At 62.9% G+C, this 16513-nt stretch carries 14 protein-coding genes and 1 pseudogene; 4 read left to right on the forward strand and 11 right to left on the reverse strand.

Features of this window, described 5'->3' with window-relative positions; genetic code table 11:
- Positions 1–179: 179 nt before the first annotated feature.
- A complete protein-coding gene (locus tag AC07WS_RS00800) occupies positions 180–689 on the forward strand; it encodes a DUF1269 domain-containing protein (RefSeq protein WP_494727267.1) in 510 nt (169 codons plus the stop codon).
- A gap of 46 nt (positions 690–735) precedes the next feature.
- Here AC07WS_RS00800 and AC07WS_RS00805 read toward each other — a convergent pair whose 3' ends face one another.
- From AC07WS_RS00805 to AC07WS_RS00835, 7 genes are all read right to left on the reverse strand, one after another.
- Entirely contained in the window at positions 736–1014 is a 279-nt protein-coding gene (locus AC07WS_RS00805) for a DUF4404 family protein (protein ID WP_494727268.1), read from the reverse strand.
- Between the two features lie 8 nt (positions 1015–1022).
- Positions 1023–1232, reverse strand: a complete 210-nt coding sequence (locus AC07WS_RS00810) for a VF530 family protein (RefSeq protein WP_494727269.1) — start codon at positions 1230–1232, stop codon at positions 1023–1025.
- A gap of 143 nt (positions 1233–1375) precedes the next feature.
- Positions 1376–1651 carry an immunity protein Tsi6 family protein gene (locus tag AC07WS_RS00815; RefSeq protein ID WP_494727270.1) on the reverse strand — a complete coding sequence of 92 codons (276 nt, stop codon included), beginning with the start codon at positions 1649–1651 and terminating at the stop codon, positions 1376–1378.
- Between the two features lie 13 nt (positions 1652–1664).
- Positions 1665–3338, reverse strand: a complete 1674-nt coding sequence (locus AC07WS_RS00820) for a polymorphic toxin type 46 domain-containing protein (protein ID WP_494727271.1) — start codon at positions 3336–3338, stop codon at positions 1665–1667.
- On the reverse strand, positions 3335–4780 hold the full coding sequence (locus AC07WS_RS00825; RefSeq protein ID WP_494727272.1) for a DUF2169 family type VI secretion system accessory protein: 1446 nt from the start codon (positions 4778–4780) through the stop codon (positions 3335–3337). Before AC07WS_RS00825 ends, AC07WS_RS00820 begins: the two co-directional genes overlap by 4 nt.
- 310 nt (positions 4781–5090) lie before the next feature.
- Positions 5091–7211 (reverse strand): M3 family metallopeptidase, encoded by a 2121-nt coding sequence (locus AC07WS_RS00830; RefSeq protein WP_494727273.1) that lies wholly within the window; start codon positions 7209–7211, stop codon positions 5091–5093.
- A gap of 24 nt (positions 7212–7235) precedes the next feature.
- Complete coding sequence (locus AC07WS_RS00835) at positions 7236–9359, reverse strand: M3 family metallopeptidase (protein WP_494727274.1); 2124 nt, start codon at positions 9357–9359, stop codon at positions 7236–7238.
- Positions 9360–9572: 213 nt separating this feature from the next.
- Here AC07WS_RS00835 and AC07WS_RS00840 point away from each other — a divergent pair, with 213 nt between their 5' ends.
- A complete protein-coding gene (locus AC07WS_RS00840) occupies positions 9573–9962 on the forward strand; it encodes an MmcQ/YjbR family DNA-binding protein (RefSeq protein WP_494727275.1) in 390 nt (129 codons plus the stop codon).
- On the opposite strand, the gene AC07WS_RS00845 is transcribed toward AC07WS_RS00840, so the two are convergent.
- The 3 genes and pseudogenes from AC07WS_RS00845 to AC07WS_RS00855 all read right to left on the reverse strand — a co-directional run.
- Positions 9931–10488: a TMEM175 family protein gene (locus tag AC07WS_RS00845; RefSeq protein WP_494727276.1), complete on the reverse strand. Its 558-nt coding sequence runs from the start codon at positions 10486–10488 to the stop codon at positions 9931–9933. The two genes, AC07WS_RS00840 and AC07WS_RS00845, sit on opposite strands and share 32 nt — an antisense overlap.
- Positions 10488–11237, reverse strand: coding sequence for a hypothetical protein (locus tag AC07WS_RS00850; RefSeq protein ID WP_494727277.1), 750 nt, complete (start codon positions 11235–11237; stop codon positions 10488–10490). Before AC07WS_RS00850 ends, AC07WS_RS00845 begins: the two co-directional genes overlap by 1 nt.
- A 59-nt stretch (positions 11238–11296) precedes the next feature.
- Positions 11297–11470, reverse strand: a pseudogene (locus AC07WS_RS00855) (TMEM175 family protein); the annotation flags it as partial.
- Between the two features lie 189 nt (positions 11471–11659).
- On the opposite strand from AC07WS_RS00855, the gene AC07WS_RS00860 reads away from it, so the two are divergent.
- Positions 11660–12058, forward strand: a complete 399-nt coding sequence (locus AC07WS_RS00860; protein WP_494727278.1) for a VOC family protein — start codon at positions 11660–11662, stop codon at positions 12056–12058.
- 7 nt (positions 12059–12065) lie between these two features.
- On the opposite strand, the gene AC07WS_RS00865 is transcribed toward AC07WS_RS00860, so the two are convergent.
- The gene (locus AC07WS_RS00865; protein WP_494727279.1) at positions 12066–14375 is read right to left on the reverse strand and encodes a glycoside hydrolase family 31 protein; all 2310 of its coding nucleotides are present in this window, start codon (positions 14373–14375) and stop codon (positions 12066–12068) included.
- A 164-nt stretch (positions 14376–14539) separates the two neighbouring features.
- Between AC07WS_RS00865 and AC07WS_RS00870 the strand changes: the two genes are divergently transcribed.
- Complete coding sequence (locus AC07WS_RS00870; protein WP_494727280.1) at positions 14540–16504, forward strand: sialate O-acetylesterase; 1965 nt, start codon at positions 14540–14542, stop codon at positions 16502–16504.
- Positions 16505–16513: the final 9 nt, after the last annotated feature.

Below are 16513 nucleotides of genomic sequence, written 5' to 3' on the forward strand. Positions count from 1 at the left end.
AAATTGGTAGGGGAGCTCATATCGGACAGCATTGTACCGGAAATGCCCCCGCTCCGCTTGTGCCGGAAAGAAAAATTCTTTTACTATTCAATCACTTGAGTGTAAATGATGACGGATTCACATTGCTATAGTCCGCAATTTTGCTATAACGGTTAGATACCTATCGCCGGGAGACCATTATGCGACGCCGACTTTATTTCATGCTGCCGGACGTGCCGAGCGCGCGCGCCATGCTGGACGAATTGCTGCTGGCCCGCATCGAGATCGGCCACATGCGCTTCATGGCCAGGGATGCGCTGCCGTCGGACATGCCGGACGTTAACTTCATGCAGAAAACCGACCTGGTCCACGGTGCCCAGCTGGGCGTGGTGATCGGCGCCATCGTCGGCCTGGGCGCCGGCGTGTTCCTCACGCTGTTCCCGGTGGACGGCATGACCTTGCGCACCGCCGCCATCCTGCTGGTGGCGCTGGCCGGCGCGGTGTTCGGCGGCTGGGCCTCGGGCATGAACGCGGCGGCCGTGCCCAATTCGCGCCTCAAGCCCTTCGCCGCCCGCATCGAGCAGGGACAGGTGCTGTTAATCGTCGACGTGCCGGTGCGGCGGGTCGAAGAAATCGAAGAGATGATCGCCAAGCGTCATCCCGAAATCAGCTTTGGCGGTATGGAACCGCCTATGCTGGCGTTTCCGTAACGCCGGCTGCCCGGGGACTTGGGTTCCCCGGGTTCTCCCGCCTGCTTTAGATTCCCATGCTCGACAGAATATTGCCCAGCTCGCGCAGGGCCGGTTCCAGTTGCGGATGCCGCACGGCGAACTTGGCCGAGATTTCCTGCGTGCGCTCGGCCAGGCCGTAGGTGGTGCTCTCGCCCGGCTCGGCCTCGGCGGCGCGGCGTTCCAGCAGTTGCTTGATATCGCCGTCCAGCTGCGTCAGCAATTCCTGCAATTCATCGTCGATCGGGCCGGCGCTGGCCAGGCGGTTGCGCAGGGAACTCAGTGAAGCCTTCAGATTGCTGTCCATATACATCCCTAGTCGGTAAATTTCGTGGCGACGTAAAGTTCTTCGACTTTGGCGCGGGCCCACGGGGTCTTGCGTAAAAATTTCAGGCTGGACTTGACGCTCGGATCGCTGATGAAGCAGTTGATGTCGATCCGTTGGCCCAGCTGTTCCCAGCCGTAATGCGCGTGCAAAAGGGTCACGATGGCTTCCAGCGTCACGCCGTGCAGTTCGTTACTCATAGTTCTATCTTACTCATAAAATGAAAGGGCCGGACTCGATTCTTACACAAATCGAGCCCGGCCCCTGCTTACTTGTCCCGCTGGCGCTTACTTTTCGGTCAAGCCGCAGCACTCCACTATCAGAGTTGTGTAGCAACCCATGTTTATACTTTAAGTCCTTTTGCCATCTTAGAGGCTAGTGCTTGAACCGCCATCAATGCCTCTGCAAATTCTGGATCACTTTCCTCAAATTCCCTGACAGCAAAATGACCAACGATAATGTTTTTCAGCCGAGATTTATCGCGCTCATTCCCGTTCAATACCGCCAAAACATATTCCAATTGGGTTACAGCCGAAGAAAATATCTCGAAGTTTGGCGCTGTGTTTAAACGGGCGCGAGCAAGTTCCAAAGCTTTAGTTACAGTTTCTATTGCGCTCATAGGTTCACCAAATTTAATGTGAATCAGGGGAAAACACCGATTTTTTGCTTGAAAATAATTGTCGGGCACCCCCCGTCGTAGGATAGGACTGCCCTTTAACTGACCAAAAATCTTCTACCTCCGCCGAAGTGCTTCGTAGTACGGTTGTCGGTTGAGTTGTCTTGTATGAATTGAGTATTTTGGGCTCCACGGTTCGGGTGGCTCGATTGAAGCCAAGGGGGCTGATTCCTAATTCTGTGGGTTCTACCGATGGACTTAAAGAGTACCAGTTTCCCTGCGGTGCTCCCGATGTTTGATATTGCCAAAGCTGCTTTTGGGAACCTAGCGTTTGTACTTCAACAGGTTTGGTAAGGTCAATTCCTGTCATGTACGACGGAATAGCCTCCTCTGGGACGCCTTGGGATAGGAAGAAATTGGTAGCGGTTTGCTGGTTTCCCCGAATATTGATGTCGAGGTTGAGGTTCCCTGTTCGTCCAAATTTTTCATTCAGATGCCCACGTCGCAGCGCCGTACCCCTCGCGACACGGACGCCATCCTCCGTCTGACCAGCTGGCGCAATTGTTGGTTCCGCACCGCCAACGGTGCTAGCCTCCACCGCACCTTTCCCCATTTCGCCACCAGTGCCTGCCGCTCGCGCGGCCTCTCCGGCCTTGCTCAGTGTCAGAGCGCGCTTTGCCGCGCTCTTGACTATCCCCGCGCCGCCGGCGAACAGCTGAACGGCCGTGGCGATCACGTCGCCCCCTTCCTGCGCTGGATTTTCCATCTTAAATTTTGGCAGGTCAATGTTAGCGCCCAGCCGCCCGGTTTCCGCCGCCACGTCGGACAACGTTTTTGTCGCCTCAGTCCGTCCAAATGCGGCTTGCGTCGCGGCCGATTGGTCCAATTCAGTGACACGTTGTTCGGCAGCCGCCTTCAACAGCAGTTCGCAAATATACGAAGGAATGTTGGCCATGCCCTTGGCCGCGCCTTTGACAGCTTCCGCCGGATGGTTAGCAGCCTGACGCAATTGCTCTTCCGTCCGGCGCAGCCATTGCTTGAACGCGGATTTCTCCTGCTCCGTTTCAAGTTTGACCGGTGGGTTCGACGTCGCCAGCGCGTCATTGGGCGACGCGCCGCTGATGGGCGGCACCGTGATGTAGATGCCTGGATTGTTTCCACCATTCATGGTGCAGGCATCGCCATCCCTGACCACGCGCTTGCCTTCCACGCGCACGGACTTGCTGGCCGCCACCGGTTTGACTTCCCCGTTGACCGTGCCCGACCTGACGCCGCCTCCGCTGCCTTGCTCGTCGCCTTTGCAGCTTGGCTGCGAACTGCCCAAGGTGTAGACCCGCTTGCCATTAAAGCGGACGTTGGAAGCGACGTCGACGCTGTTGGACAGGTCGACGGTCGTCGGATAGGGAAGAGGCACCATGCTGGGACCAACCGGCGTCAGGTTGAACGATGGCGCGGTGGAAGTTGCCGTGAAGACGCCGTCCTTGCGTGCAGCGATCTTGTTGTTAGCGTGCTTTAATGGTTGAGCGCGCCGCGCTTGGAGCTTTTGTTCAGCGACCAATTGTTCGAGCCGCTGAATATTATTCTTCAGCTCATCGAAGCGCTTCTGCTGTTCGGCCACTTCCAACGTACTGGCGATCTTACTGGTCCCGTCGTCGCCGTTTGGATCGGATAACTTCAAATGGTCACTCATGGCGCGCCTTCGACCGTCGACGATGGTGACGATTCGGCCGCGCCGGCGTAGCAGTCCAGAAAATTGACCTCCCGTAGCATCCTGTCTCGCTCTTCATGGCTATGCATGCGCGCTTCGCAGCGGCGCAATGGTGCGTCTGCGTCCTTTGGCAGTATGCCGCGCCACACCAGGGTCACTAGTCGCTCTTCCGGTTCGAGCAATACCGTATCAAGGGCCAGCGCCTGCCGGAACAGCGTGCCATCTTCCTGCCTGACTAGCACGAAGCATTCGTGGCCCGGCAGTTTTAGCCGCAGCGTTGTATTACCATCGCGGTCTGGTGTCGCTCCCGGTGTGTCTGGAGCGCACAGATTGATGAGCTCAAATGTTTCATTCCCGCGCAGGAAATCGGTTTGTTGATCGGGCGGGGCGGCGTTCCAGAAAGCGAAATCGAAGTCCGCCGGCAAGGCGTCGTCACCCTTGAGAAAGGTTTGATCAACCGTGCCGGCGAACGCGCGCCGGGCCGGATGCGAGCCGGCACGTATGCCGAAGCCGGCGGGTTGTAGCGCGCTCGGGCTGTCCCGTTCCGCATCGTTCGGGCTTCCACGCAGCGCTTGCCAGAACTTCCAGGCGCAGAGCGGCGCGGCTGAAAGTTCTATCTGCGGTGCGGCGATAGTTCTGACGCGCGTCGCCCGCAAGTAAGAAGGTTCGACGTATCCGGTCCCGCGCGGATTGGGTTCGTAAACCGAATGCAGGGCCGGTGATCGCGCTAGCGCGCTGCATTGCTTGCGTTGCAGACGTTGCGCGGCCGGATCATCGGCCTCGATCCGGCATTCCCCGCCGTAGGCGCGCTCGTAGCGCAGCGGCAGCATTGTGACCCGTTTGGCGTCGGTTAGCTTCCACGGGTTGAGCCGCAGCATGCCCAGCGTGGACAGACGGAGCAGGCCGTATAAGGTCCGCGTGACGCCCGCCTTCTTTTTGAACTCGCGCTCGCCACTGACGATCAGTGTCTTGTTGATCAGAAGCGCGCCGGGAACGGGATGTTGTTCCGCGTGCTGAACCGCTTTCCGCCAGCACGCCATAATCCCGGGCGCTGCGTTTTCAAATTGATTCAACCCCTGGGGGCGCTGCGGTATTGGCGCCGGTGCATCCGGTTTGGCGACCCGCAGACGCACCGGGAAACATGTCCGTGGCTTTCCATGGGGCGCATATGCCGTCGCGTTGACGATAACGTCGCACTTAGGCTTGTAGTGGCACAGGTCGGATTCCTGGCGCCCCCCAGCTCCGTCTATTTCGCCAAAGCAGACGTTGCCTTCGCACAGAGGCACCTGCGCGCTGGCGTACTTCAGCATGCCAGTGGCGAAACTCAGAGTCTGGCGCAGCGCCACGACATGGAAAGGGCGCCGGTGCTGATCAATGCCCTCGAACGCTTGGGCTGGAAACGGCGTGTGATTGACGAATTCCATCGCCGCCCCCGTGTCACGTGAGGTCCACGTCTTTGCCGTCGATCTGCCTATTCAGGCACAGCAGGCAGCTGCTCTGGTGATCGTCGTCAAATGCGGCGAATAGGGCGGTAATGCCAGGAAGCAGGTTCATGTCGGCTCTCGTCTCTTGCTGCGCGCGTAGAGAGCAACTGTAGCTGACACATCCTGGTTTGCTTTGCGCCGAAACAAGTCCAGCGCAACTTGCAAGTGCGAGTGTTGATGGAATGCAGCTAGAAACGGGCAGCGATGATCAGGTTGGTGATCATCGCATTTTTCATATAAATGATTTATATTATTTCAAGCCGCGGCGCTCCAACAGCGGTTCGATGCGTGCATCGCGGCCGCGGAAGGCGCGGAACATCTGCATCGCGTCCATGGTGCCGCCGCGCGACAGCAGCATCTTGCGGAACCAGTCGCCGTTCTTGCGCAGCATGCCGCCGTTCTCGGTGAACCAGTTGACGGTGTCGGCGTCCAGCTTCTCCGACCACAGGTAGCCGTAGTAGCCGGCCGAATAGCCGCCCGCGAACACGTGCGAGAAGTAGGTGGTGCGGTAGCGCGGCGGCACCGGCGCGTAATCGACGCCGGCGGCCTTCAGCGACGCCGCCTCGAAGCCCAGCACGTCGGCCGGGATCTGCGACGCGCCCAGCTGGTGCCATTTCTGGTCCAGGATGGAGGCGGCCAGGTACTCGGTGGTGCGGTAGCCCTCGTTGAATTTCTTGGACGCGATCACCTTATCCAGCAAGGCCTGCGGCATCGGCTCGCCGGTCTGGTAGTGCTTGGCGTAGTTGGCCAGCACCTCGGGCCACACCGACCACATCTCGTTGACCTGCGACGGGAACTCGACGAAGTCGCGCGGCACGCGGGTGCCGGCGAAGCGCGGATAGTTCACGTCCGAGAACATGCCGTGCAGCGCGTGGCCGAACTCGTGGAAGGCCGTGCGCAGCTCGTCGTAGGTGAGCAGCGTCGGCTCACCGGCGTTCGGCTTCGGAATGTTGAGGTGGTTGGCGATCACCGGCTGCGTGCCCATCAACTTCGACTGCGAAACATAGGCGTTCATCCACGCGCCGCCACGCTTGTTGCTGCGAGCGTAGTAGTCGCCGATGAAGATGGCCAGCTGCTTACCGTCCGCGTCGAACACGTCCCACACGCGCACGTCGGGATCGTAGACCGGCAAGTCCTTGCGCTCCTTGAACGTCAGGCCGTAGACCTTGTTCGCGGCGAAAAACACGCCGTTGGTCAGCACGTTGTTCAGTTCAAAGTAGGGCTTGAGCTGGTTCTGGTCGAAATTGAAGCGCTCGGCGCGCACCTTGTCGCTGTAGAACGACCAGTCCTGCGCGGCCAGCTGGAAGCCACCGTGTTCCTTGTCAATCACAGCCTGGATCTCGGCGCCTTCCTTCTTGGCGTTGGCGACGGCCGGACGGGCGAACTCGGACAGCATCTTGTTGACCGCTTCCGGCGTATGCGCGGTCTGGTCTTCCAGCGAATAGGCGGCGTAGTTGGCGTAGCCCAGCAGCGCGGCCTTGTCAGCGCGCAGCCTGGCGGTCTTCAGCACGACCTGCGTGTTGTCGTACTTGCCGCCGTGGCTGCCGCGCGCCAGCGAAGCGGCCATCAGCCGTTCGCGCACGGCGCGGTTGGTCAGCACCGCCAGGTTGGCCTGGCCGGTGGTGTTGACCACCGGGATGGCGAACTTGCCCGCCAGGCCGCGCTTGGCGGCGTCGGCGGCTGCGGCGTCGATCGCCTTGTCCGACATGCCGGCCAGTTCCTCGCGGGTGTCGACGATCAGCGCCGAGGCGTTGGCCTCCTCCAGCACGTTCTGCGCGAAGCTGGTCGACAGCTGGGCCAGCTCGCTGTTGAGCGCCTTCAGCTTTTCCTTGTCGGCATTGGACAGCTTGGCGCCGGCGCGCACGAAGTCGGTGTTGTAGCGTTCCAGCAGATACAGCGACTCGGCGTCCAGATGCAGCTTGGCGCGCTTGTCGTACAGCGACTTGATGCGCGCGTACAGCTTGGCGTTCAGGCGGATGGCGTCGCTGTGGGCGGCCAGCTTGGGCGACAGCTCACGCTCCAGCGCCTTGAAGCTGTCGTTGGTGTTGGCGCCCGACAGGTTGCCGAACACGCTGGACACGCGCGACAGCAGCTGGCCGGATTTCTCCATCGCGACGATGGTGTTCTCGAACGTGGCCGGCTGCTTGTTGTTGGCGATCGCTTCGATCTCGGCGGCGTTGATGCGCATGCCCTCGGCGAAGGCCGGCGCGTAGTCCTCGTTCTTGATCTGGTCGAACGGCGGATAGCCGAACGGCAGCGTGCTGGCCTTGGCGAAGGCATTGCTGGCCGGCAGCATCGAAGCTGGCTCGGCCGCATGCGCGACGCTGAAGACGGCCGCCACGGCGGCGGCGATAATCAGGTTGGTGTTCATCTGTTTTCTTATAAACGGTTTATATTATTTCAGGCCGCGACGGTCCAGCAGCGGCTCGATGATCGGATCGCGGCCGCGGAAGTTGCGGAACAAATTCATCGCATCGTCGGTGCCGCCGCGCGAGAGCAGCTTGGCGCGGAACCAGTCGCCGTTTTCGCGCTTCAGGCCGCCTTTTTCCTTGAACCATTCGACGGTGTCGGCATCCAGCTTCTCGGACCACAGGTAGGCGTAGTAGCCGGCCGAGTAGCCGCCGGAGAAGCTGTGCGAGAAGTAGGTGGTGCGGTAGCGCGGCGGCACCGGCGCGAAGTCCACGCCCATGTCCTTCAGCGAAGCCGCTTCAAAGCCCAGCACGTCGGTCGGGATCTGCGCCGGGGTCAGCTGGTGCCAGCGCTGGTCCAGCAGCGAGGCCGACAGGTACTCGGTGGTCAGGAAGCCCTGGTTGAATTTCTTCGACGCGATGACCTTGTCCAGCAATTCCTTAGGCATCGGCTCGCCGGTCTTGTAGTGCTTGGCGTAGTTGGCCAGCACTTCCGGCCACACGGCCCACATCTCGTTGACCTGCGACGGATATTCGACGAAATCGCGCGGCACGCTGGTGCCGGAGAAGCGCGGATACTTCACGTTGGAGAACATGCCGTGCAGCGCATGGCCGAACTCGTGGAAGGCGGTCTTGACTTCGTCGTAGGTCAGCAGCGTAGGCTCGCCCGCTGGCGGCTTAGGAATGTTGAGGTGGTTGGCCACCACCGAGTGCGTGCCCAGCAGCGACGATTGCGAGATGTACTCGTTCATCCAGGCGCCGCCCTGCTTGTTGCTGCGGGCGTACATGTCGGCCAGGAAGATGGCCAGCTGCTTGCCGTCGGCGTCGAACACGTCGAACACGCGCACATCCGGGTTGTACACCGGCAGGTCCTTGCGCTCCTTGAACGACAGGCCGTACAGCTTGCCTGCGGCGTAGAACACGCCGTTGGTCAGCACGTTGTTCAGCTCGAAGTAGGGCTTGAGCTGGTTCTCGTCGAAGGCGAAGCGCTGGGCGCGCACCTTGTCGGTGTAGAAGGCCCAGTCGGAGGCGTCGATCTGGAAGCCGCCCTTGTCGGCGTCGACCACGGCTTGCAGGTCGGCCGCTTCCTTCTTCGCGTTGTTGACGGCCGGCTTGGCCAGCTCGCCCAGCAGCTTGTTGACGGCGGCGGTGTCGTGCGCGGTCTGGTCTTCCAGCGAATAGGCGGCGAAGTTGGCATAGCCCAGCAGGGCGGCCTTCTCGGCGCGCGCCTTGGCGATCTTCAGCACCACTTCGCGGCTGTCGAACTCGCCGCCGTGGCTGCCGCGTGCCAGCGAAGCGGCCATCAGGCGTTCGCGCACGGCGCGGTTGGTCAGCACGGCCAGCGGCGGCTGGCCGCTGGTGTTGACGATGGCGATCAGGAACTTGCCGTCCATGCCCTTGGCCTTGGCGGCTGCCGCGGCGGCGTCGATGGCGGCGTCGGTCATGCCGGCCAGCTCTTCGCGGGTGTCGACCACCAGCGCCGAGGCGTTGGTTTCCTTCAGCACGTTCTGGGTGAAGGTGGTTTGCAAGGTGGCGATGGCGCCGTTGATGGCCTTCAGTTTTTCCTTGTCGGCGTTGGACAGCTTGGCACCGGCGCGGACGAAATCGGTGTGGTAGCGTTCCAGCAGGTGCTTGGCTTCGGCGTCGAGCTTGAGCTTGTCGCGGTTGTCGTACAGCGACTTCACGCGGGCGTACAGCTTGGGGTTCAGGTAGATGGCGTCGCCGTGGGCGGCCAGTTTCGGCGACATCTCGCTGTCGATCGCGTCGAGCTTGTCGTTGGTGTTGGCGCCCTGCAGATTACCGAAGGTGGTTTGCACGCGGGTCAGCAGCTCGCCGGATTTTTCCATGGCGACGATGGTGTTCTCGAACGTGGCCGGCTTCTTGTTGTTGGCGATCGCCTCGATTTCCTTCAGCTGGATGCGCATGCCTTCGACGAACGCGGGCTGGAAGTGCTCGTCCTTGATCTGGTCAAACGCCGGATAGTGGAACGGCAGCGTGCTGGCCGTGGCCAGCGGATTGCCGGCCAGCGTAGCCGCCGGAGCGGCCAGCACGGTCGAGGAGAAGGCCAGGCCGAGGGCGGCCGCAATGATGAGCATTTGAGGACGGGACATGTGGGTATCTTTCATAAACGCCAGGGAAAAATGCTGACGCGACTAAGCGCAGCATGGAAGCGCAAGATCATATCAGGGTGCTATGGCGGCAGTCACTGGCAAAAAATGCTGCACTGCACTTGATTGGAAAGCGGGCGCTTTTTCCGAAGAATGCTTTGTCGAAATGGCATTTTTGCGGCTACACTGAGGCTCCAATGCAACATGGCCGCAGATATGACTCCTCAACAGCTGAAACGACATTGCCGGCAATACCCGGGCGCGGTGGAAACCCTGCACGGCGAGCCGTCGAACATCCTGGTCTACAAGGTCGAGGACAAGACCTTCGCCTACTTCAAGACCAGCGAGCCGGAGCAGTGGCGCTTCAGCCTGCGGGTGACGCCGGATCGTTTCCTGGAGCTGACCGATATGCCCGGCGTGAAGCCGGCGCGCTACATGGGTCGCTTTCATTGGGTGACCATCGTCGACGTGGGCAAGTTCCCGGCCGACTATCTGGCCGAGCTGGTGGACGGCTCCTACCGCCGCGCGGTGGAATCGCTCAGCAAGGCCAGGCAAAAGGCGCTGAGCCAGGACGCTAGCGCTGCTCGAAACGGCGATCAGGGATAAACCAGATCATCGCAACGATCACATAGACCGCGAAGCCGGCCATCGGTTGCAGCAGCGACAGGCCGATGCCGATCAAATACAGCAGCGTCGACAGCTTGCCCTTGCGATCCTTGCCCAATGCTACCCGCAGCGCCTCGTTGTTGGCCGCCAGGCACTTCGCCAGGACGTAGTAGGCGACGCTGGACATGAACAGGATGAAGCCGTAGCAGGCCAGCGGAACAGACGCTAGTTGGTTCTCCCCTACCCAAGCCGTTACGAACGGGATCAGCGATAACCAGAACAGTAGATGCAGGTTCCCCCACAGTGCGCCGCCGGTCACTTTGGTAACTGCATGGACCAAGTTGTGATGATTATTCCAATACACCCCAACGTAAATGAAGCTAAGGAGATAGCTCAAGAACACCGGCAACAGCGGAATCAGCGCGTCCATCGTAGAACCATGCGGAGTCTTCAGTTCCAACACCATGATGGTGATGATGATCGCGATTACCCCATCGCTGAATGCTTCCAATCGCCCCTTGCCCATCAATCACTCCGCTGACTGTTACCAGAGCCAGGATAGCTCCAATCGACGCTTCCATCGGCTTCTCGTGGGAAAGCTTCATTCACGACTTCTTGCAATATCACTTCCGGGTTGGCGCGAAAAGTCCGTTGCGCAACGACCCAGTTTCCGCCTACTTTCGAGAAGCGAAGTTGCTGGTAGAACTGTCCATTTCTTGCAGAAAAATTGATGTTGATGTACCGCTTCAATCCTTCTCCGAGGTGAAGGGGAACCGGCCACGGCACGGCAGTGCCGCTATGCAAGGTGCCAATATGCACCGTTTGTCCCTGATATCGTAAGTTCGGATCACTTATCTGCGCGTTCTTCAACATCAGATCAAGGTCGATGAAAGTAGCCGTCACGTCAAATAATGTGTATTGGTGGAAGTTGCAAAGGGATGCGAAGGACGATCCTAGGCCGATGACGGAACAGTATCCATCTCCTCCAGTGATATGACCGACAAGGTGATCGGTTTTTTTGTCGAGGCTGTCCAGCATTTCTGCTACCTTCAACTCAATCCCAGTTAGACCTTCTTCGACTCGCAACTGCTTCTTGACTCGATTCCATTGTCCGAACCAGAACGCCAACCCAAAGAAGGTGACAAACGCCCCATTAACGATCTTCGTCCCATCCCAAGTCTGATACGCATGTCCGACCAAACCGAAGGCAGTCCATGCAAGAGTAAGCAGAAGTGGTAGCCAGAATTCCTTGAGCAATTGAGTGATAATTTTCATAACGCAGTCTAACTGATTTCAGTCACTACTCGCGATGGGTGATTCCCTTGTTGAAGCTTGTTCCAGTAGATGCCTACATAGATGAAACTCAGCACATAGCTGAGGAACACCGGCCACAAAGGCTGCAACGCCGCCCAGTCCGCGCCATGCGGCACCTTCAGTTCCAGCACCATGATGGTGATGATGATGGCGATGACGCCATCGCTGAATGCTTCCAACCTGCCTTTGCCCATGCGCCGCTCCTTATCGTTCGACGCATTGTGATTCAACTTATTCCGGCACGCAACTTCCTTCAGGAAGACTTCGCTCTTTCGTCCATCCTGGAGGAAAATATTTTTCGCAAACGTGTCGATTTTGTGTAACGTCAGCCGTCGTAGGGATGTAGCACCGCTTGCCCAATCCACCTTAACCAAGGAAACGCCATGAAAAATCAGATCATCCTCAACCTGCCCGTGAAGAATCTGGACAAGTCCAAGGCCTTCTTTTCCGCGCTCGGCTTTACTTTCAATGCCCGCTTCAGCGGCGAGAACGCGGCTTTCATGAACATTGTCGGCGACACCATCCAGGCCATGCTGACGACCGAACCCTTCTTCCAGTCCCTGATCGACAAGCCCATGGTGAAGGCCAAGGAGGCCAATGAGCTGGTCATCTGCCTAAGCTGCGAAAGCCGGGAAGAGGTGGACAGCCTGATCGCCAAGGCCACCGCCGCCGGCGCCCGCATACCGCATCCGCCCGAGGACAACGGCTTCATGTACGACCAGGGCTTCGAGGATATCGACGGCCACCTGTGGAACCTGGTCTGGTCCGCGCCGGAAGCCTGACCCCGAATCAGCGGCAACCCGGCAGGGACACCTCGACCGCCGCGCCGCCGGCCACCACGCGCACGCCCTTGCCGGCCGGCGTGGCCGCGCAGCGCACCAGGTAGGCCTGTTCGCGGCGCATGCCGGGGAAGCTGCCCTGCCACGGCGCGATGACCAGCTTGCCGCCGGCCTGGCTCCAGGTGATGCGGCGGGTCGCCCGCTCGCCGCGAGCATAGCCTTGGCCGTCGCCGGCGTCGTCGTACAGTTCGACGCTGCCGTCGCGGCCCGGATAGACGCGCAGTTCCAGCGGCTGCGCGCTCGGCTCGTCCGCGTACTGCAGCACCGGCCCCAGCGGCAGGATGCTGCCGGCGCGGGCGAACAGCGGTATGGTCGCGATATCGGCCTTGGCGGCGATGACCTTGCCGCCGGCGTAGCGCTTGCCGGTCCAGAAATCGAACCAGTCGTTCTGCGCCGGCAGGTAGACCGTGCGCACGTCCGTGTGCGGCGTCATCACCGGCGCCACCATCAGCGTCTTGCCGAACATGTACTGATCGGCGGTGGCGACCGCCTGGGCGTCCGCGCGGAAGTCCATCGCCAGCGCGCGCATCATCGTGCCGTCGCGGCTGGTGACGTCCCACGAGGCCGAATAAATGTAGGGCAGCAGGCGGTAGCGCAGCTGCGTCACGTCGCGCAGGATCTGCTGCGTGGCCGGGCCGAAGCGCCATATCTCCTTGCCGTCGCCGGTGCCGTGCACGCGGAACATGGGATTGAAGGCGCCGAACTGGTACCAGCGCGTGTACAGCTCGGCATAGCCGGGATCGGCCGGATTGCCGCCGAAGAAGCCGCCGATGTCGGCCGACCAGTACGGGATGCCGCTCAGCGTGAAGTTCAGCGCGGCCGGCAGCTGGGCGCGCAGCACGTCCCAGGTGCCCATGGTGTCGCCGGACCAGGTGACGGCCGCGTTGCGCTGCTGGCCGCTGTAGGCCGAGCGCGTCAGGATGAAGGGCCGCTTGGCCGGCGCGGCCTGCGCAGAGCCTTCGAACACGGCCGCCGTGTGCAGCAGCGGATAGGCGTTGTACACCTGCGCGCCGGGGCCGGCGGCGGTGGCGACGTCGCGCATCTGGCCCCACCATCCGCCCAGCTCGGCCTCGCTGGCGTCCAGCCACCAGCCGTCCCAGCCGGCGCGGCCCAGCGTGCGGTTGATCTGCTCCCAGTACAGCTTGCGTCCGGCGGGCGCGTAGGCGTCGTACCAGCGGCCCTTGCCGGCGGGGTAGACGTTGTTGTACAGCCCGGGATACAGCACGCCCGCAGCCTCCAGCTCGGCCGCGTTGCGGGTGCCGGCGTCGAACCTGGCCCAGACGGAGACGATGGCGTGCACATGCTGCGCGTGCAGCCGGTCGAGCATGCCCTGCGGGTCCGGGTAGCGCGCCGGGTCCATCTGATGCTCGCCCCAGGCGCCCGGCTGCCAGTACTGCCAGTCCTGGACCACCGCGTCCAGCGGCACCTTCATCTCGCGGTAGCGCGCGGCGATGTCCAGCAGCTCGGCCTGGGTGGCGTAGTGTTCCTTCGACTGCCACAGGCCCCAGGTCCAGCGCGCCATCATGGGCACGTGTCCGGTCAGTTCGCGGTAGCCGGCCACCACCTGGTCCAGCTCGGGGCCGAGGATGAAATGGTAGTCCACGCCCTGCCCCGCCTCGGAGCGGATCGCCAGCGGATACGGCACGGCCGGCAGGCCGGCATCCACCTGCGTGACCGCCGCGTTGTTCCACAGGATGCCGAAGCCTTCCGGCGTGGCCAGCATCGGCACCGCCACGTCGCGGTTGGCCTGCTGCAGGCGCACCGACGTGCCACGGTAGTCCAGCTTGCCGTTCTGGTGCTGGCCCAGCCCGAACACCGGGCCGGCGTAGTCGAAGCCTTGCATGACGCCGGCCTTCGAGGCTTCGCGCCCGGCCTCCGCCAGCAGCTGCTTGCCCTGCGCGTCGAGGAAGCTGACGGCGCCGCTGGCCTTGGCCACGCGCACCGACAGGGCCGGCGTCGCCAGCTGATAGTAGTCCGCCGTCTCGGCCAGGGTCCAGTCCACGCTACCCGGACGGGCGATCACGGCCGGGTTGTAGTTGCCGTCCCACTGCGCCGCCGGGCCGGCCAGCACATGCACGATGCGCTCGCTCCACGGCTCGATCCGCACGGTGCCCTGCGCGGTGGTCACCGTCAGGCCGCTCGCGCTCCTCACGGCGGCGGACACGGCCGGGGCGGCCGCCTCCGCGCGGGCAGGCATGGCAGCGGCGCACAGCGACGCCAGGGCAAGCGCGACAGCGGCGCGCAGTAGGTTGTTCGTCATCGTAGTCCCCGCATTGAAGAGCACTCATTCTATCGGCTCGCGCGCCCGCCAAAAATCCGCGCCGCCCGTTTTCCTCAATAACGTTGAACCCTTTGGCCGTTTTCGTAATTGCTCCACGCCGCACAAGATCGCAGAATCCGGCCAGCCCCCAACAACGAGGAATCATGATGGCGACACCCCGCACCGCCGCGCCCCTGCTGGCGCTTGCCCTGGGCTGCACCGGCCTGCCCGCGCAGGCGGCCGAGCTCGGCCTGGCAAAACTCTTTTCCGACCACGCCGTGCTGCAGCGCGGCGAGCCCATCGCCGTCTGGGGCACGGCCGGCGCCGGACGCCCGCTGACCGTCACGCTGGGCGGGCGGACGGTGAACGGCAGCGCGGACGCGCACGGCAAATGGCGCGTCGAGCTGCCGCCGCAGCCCGCCGGCGGGCCCTATGCGTTGACGGTGGCCTCGGACGGCCGGACGCTCAGCCGCAGCGACCTGCTGGTCGGCGACGTCTACCTGTGCTCGGGCCAGTCCAACATGGAATTCGCGGTGAACGCGTCGACCAACGCCATGGGCGCGACCTGGGGCGCGGGCAACGACCGCATGCGCTACCTGAACATCCAGAAGCACAGCGCGGCCACGCCGCAGGACGAGCTCAAGGGTCCGGTGGCGTGGACGCCGCTGACACCGGCGACGGTCGGCGACGCCTCCGCCGTCTGCTACTACATGGCGCGCACGCTGCAGGCCCGCTACAAGATCCCGGTGGGCTTGATCAACGCCAGCTGGGGCGGCACCACCATCCAAAGCTGGATCGCGGCCGGATCGCTGCGCACCCTCGGCGACTACGCGGCGGGCGTGGACGCCGTCGCGCAATACGGCGCCGATCCGGCCGCAGGCATGCGCGCCGAGGAGGCCCGCAACGAGGCATGGTGGCGCGCCCACGACCCGGCCGCCGCCGCGCAGCACGCATGGAGCGCGCCGGACTTCGACGACGCCGCCTGGCCCAGCGTCACGCCGGCCGGCTCGTGGAAGGACAGCGGCCTGGCCGGCTTCCAGGACTTCGACGGCGTGGCCTGGTACCGCACCGCCGTCACGCTGACCGAGGCGCAGGCGCGGGCCGCGAACGCGCTGCGCCTGGGCACCATCGACACCTGCGACAGCACCTGGGTCAACGGCGTGCGCGTGGGCGGCGCCAGCATAGCCTGGATGTGGCGCGACTACGCCGTGCCGGCCGGCGTGTTCCGGCCGGGCCGCAACGTGATCGCCGTGCGCGTGCTGAGCGGCGGCCAGGGCGGCGGCCTGTCGGGCCAGCCGGACAACCGCCAGATCGGCACGGCCGACGGCCAGGTCATCCCGCTGCCTGCCACGTGGAAGGTGCAGCGCGGCCGCGCCTTGCGCGGCCTGTCCGTGGCGCCGGCGCCGTGGGACGTGCCGACCAGCCTCAGCACGCTGTACAACGGCATGATCGCCCCGCTGGTGGGCTACAAATTCAAGCTGGCCGCGTGGTACCAGGGCGAGGCCAACGCGGGCGCGGGGCAGGAATACCGCACCCTGCTGCCGCTGCTGATGCGCGACTGGCGCCAGCGCCTCGGCCAGCCGGCGCTGCCCTTCCTGGTCGCGCAGCTGACGTCGTTCGGCGCGGTGGCCAAGGCGCCGGGCGAGTCGAGCTGGGCCGAGCTGCGCGACGCCCAGGCCGCCGCCGTGGCGCAGGACGCCCACGCGGCGCTCGCCGTCACGCTCGATGTCGGCGACCGCTTCGACATCCATCCCACGCAAAAAACCGTGGTCGGCGAACGGCTGGCGCGCGCGGCGCGGGCCGTCGCCTACGGCGAGCAGATAGCGCCCGGCAGCCCCTATCCGGTATCGGCGCAGCGCAGCGGCAAGGACCTCGTCATCGCCTTCCGCGACACGGGCGGTGGCCTGGCGACGTATTCGTCCGACCGCGCCATCGGCTTTGAAGTGTGCGCCGGCGCGCGCTGCCGCTACGCCGACGCGCGCGTGGCCGGCGACACGGTGGTGCTGCCCGGCGCCGGCGCGGCCGACGTCACCCACGTGCGCCACGCCTGGGCCGACGCGCCGTTCGCGAACCTGTACAGCGGAGACGACCAACCGGTCGGCACGTTCCAACTCAAAACGACAAAATAACCCGGAGAC

The organism is Duganella sp. GW821-FHT01E12, from assembly GCF_059422325.1.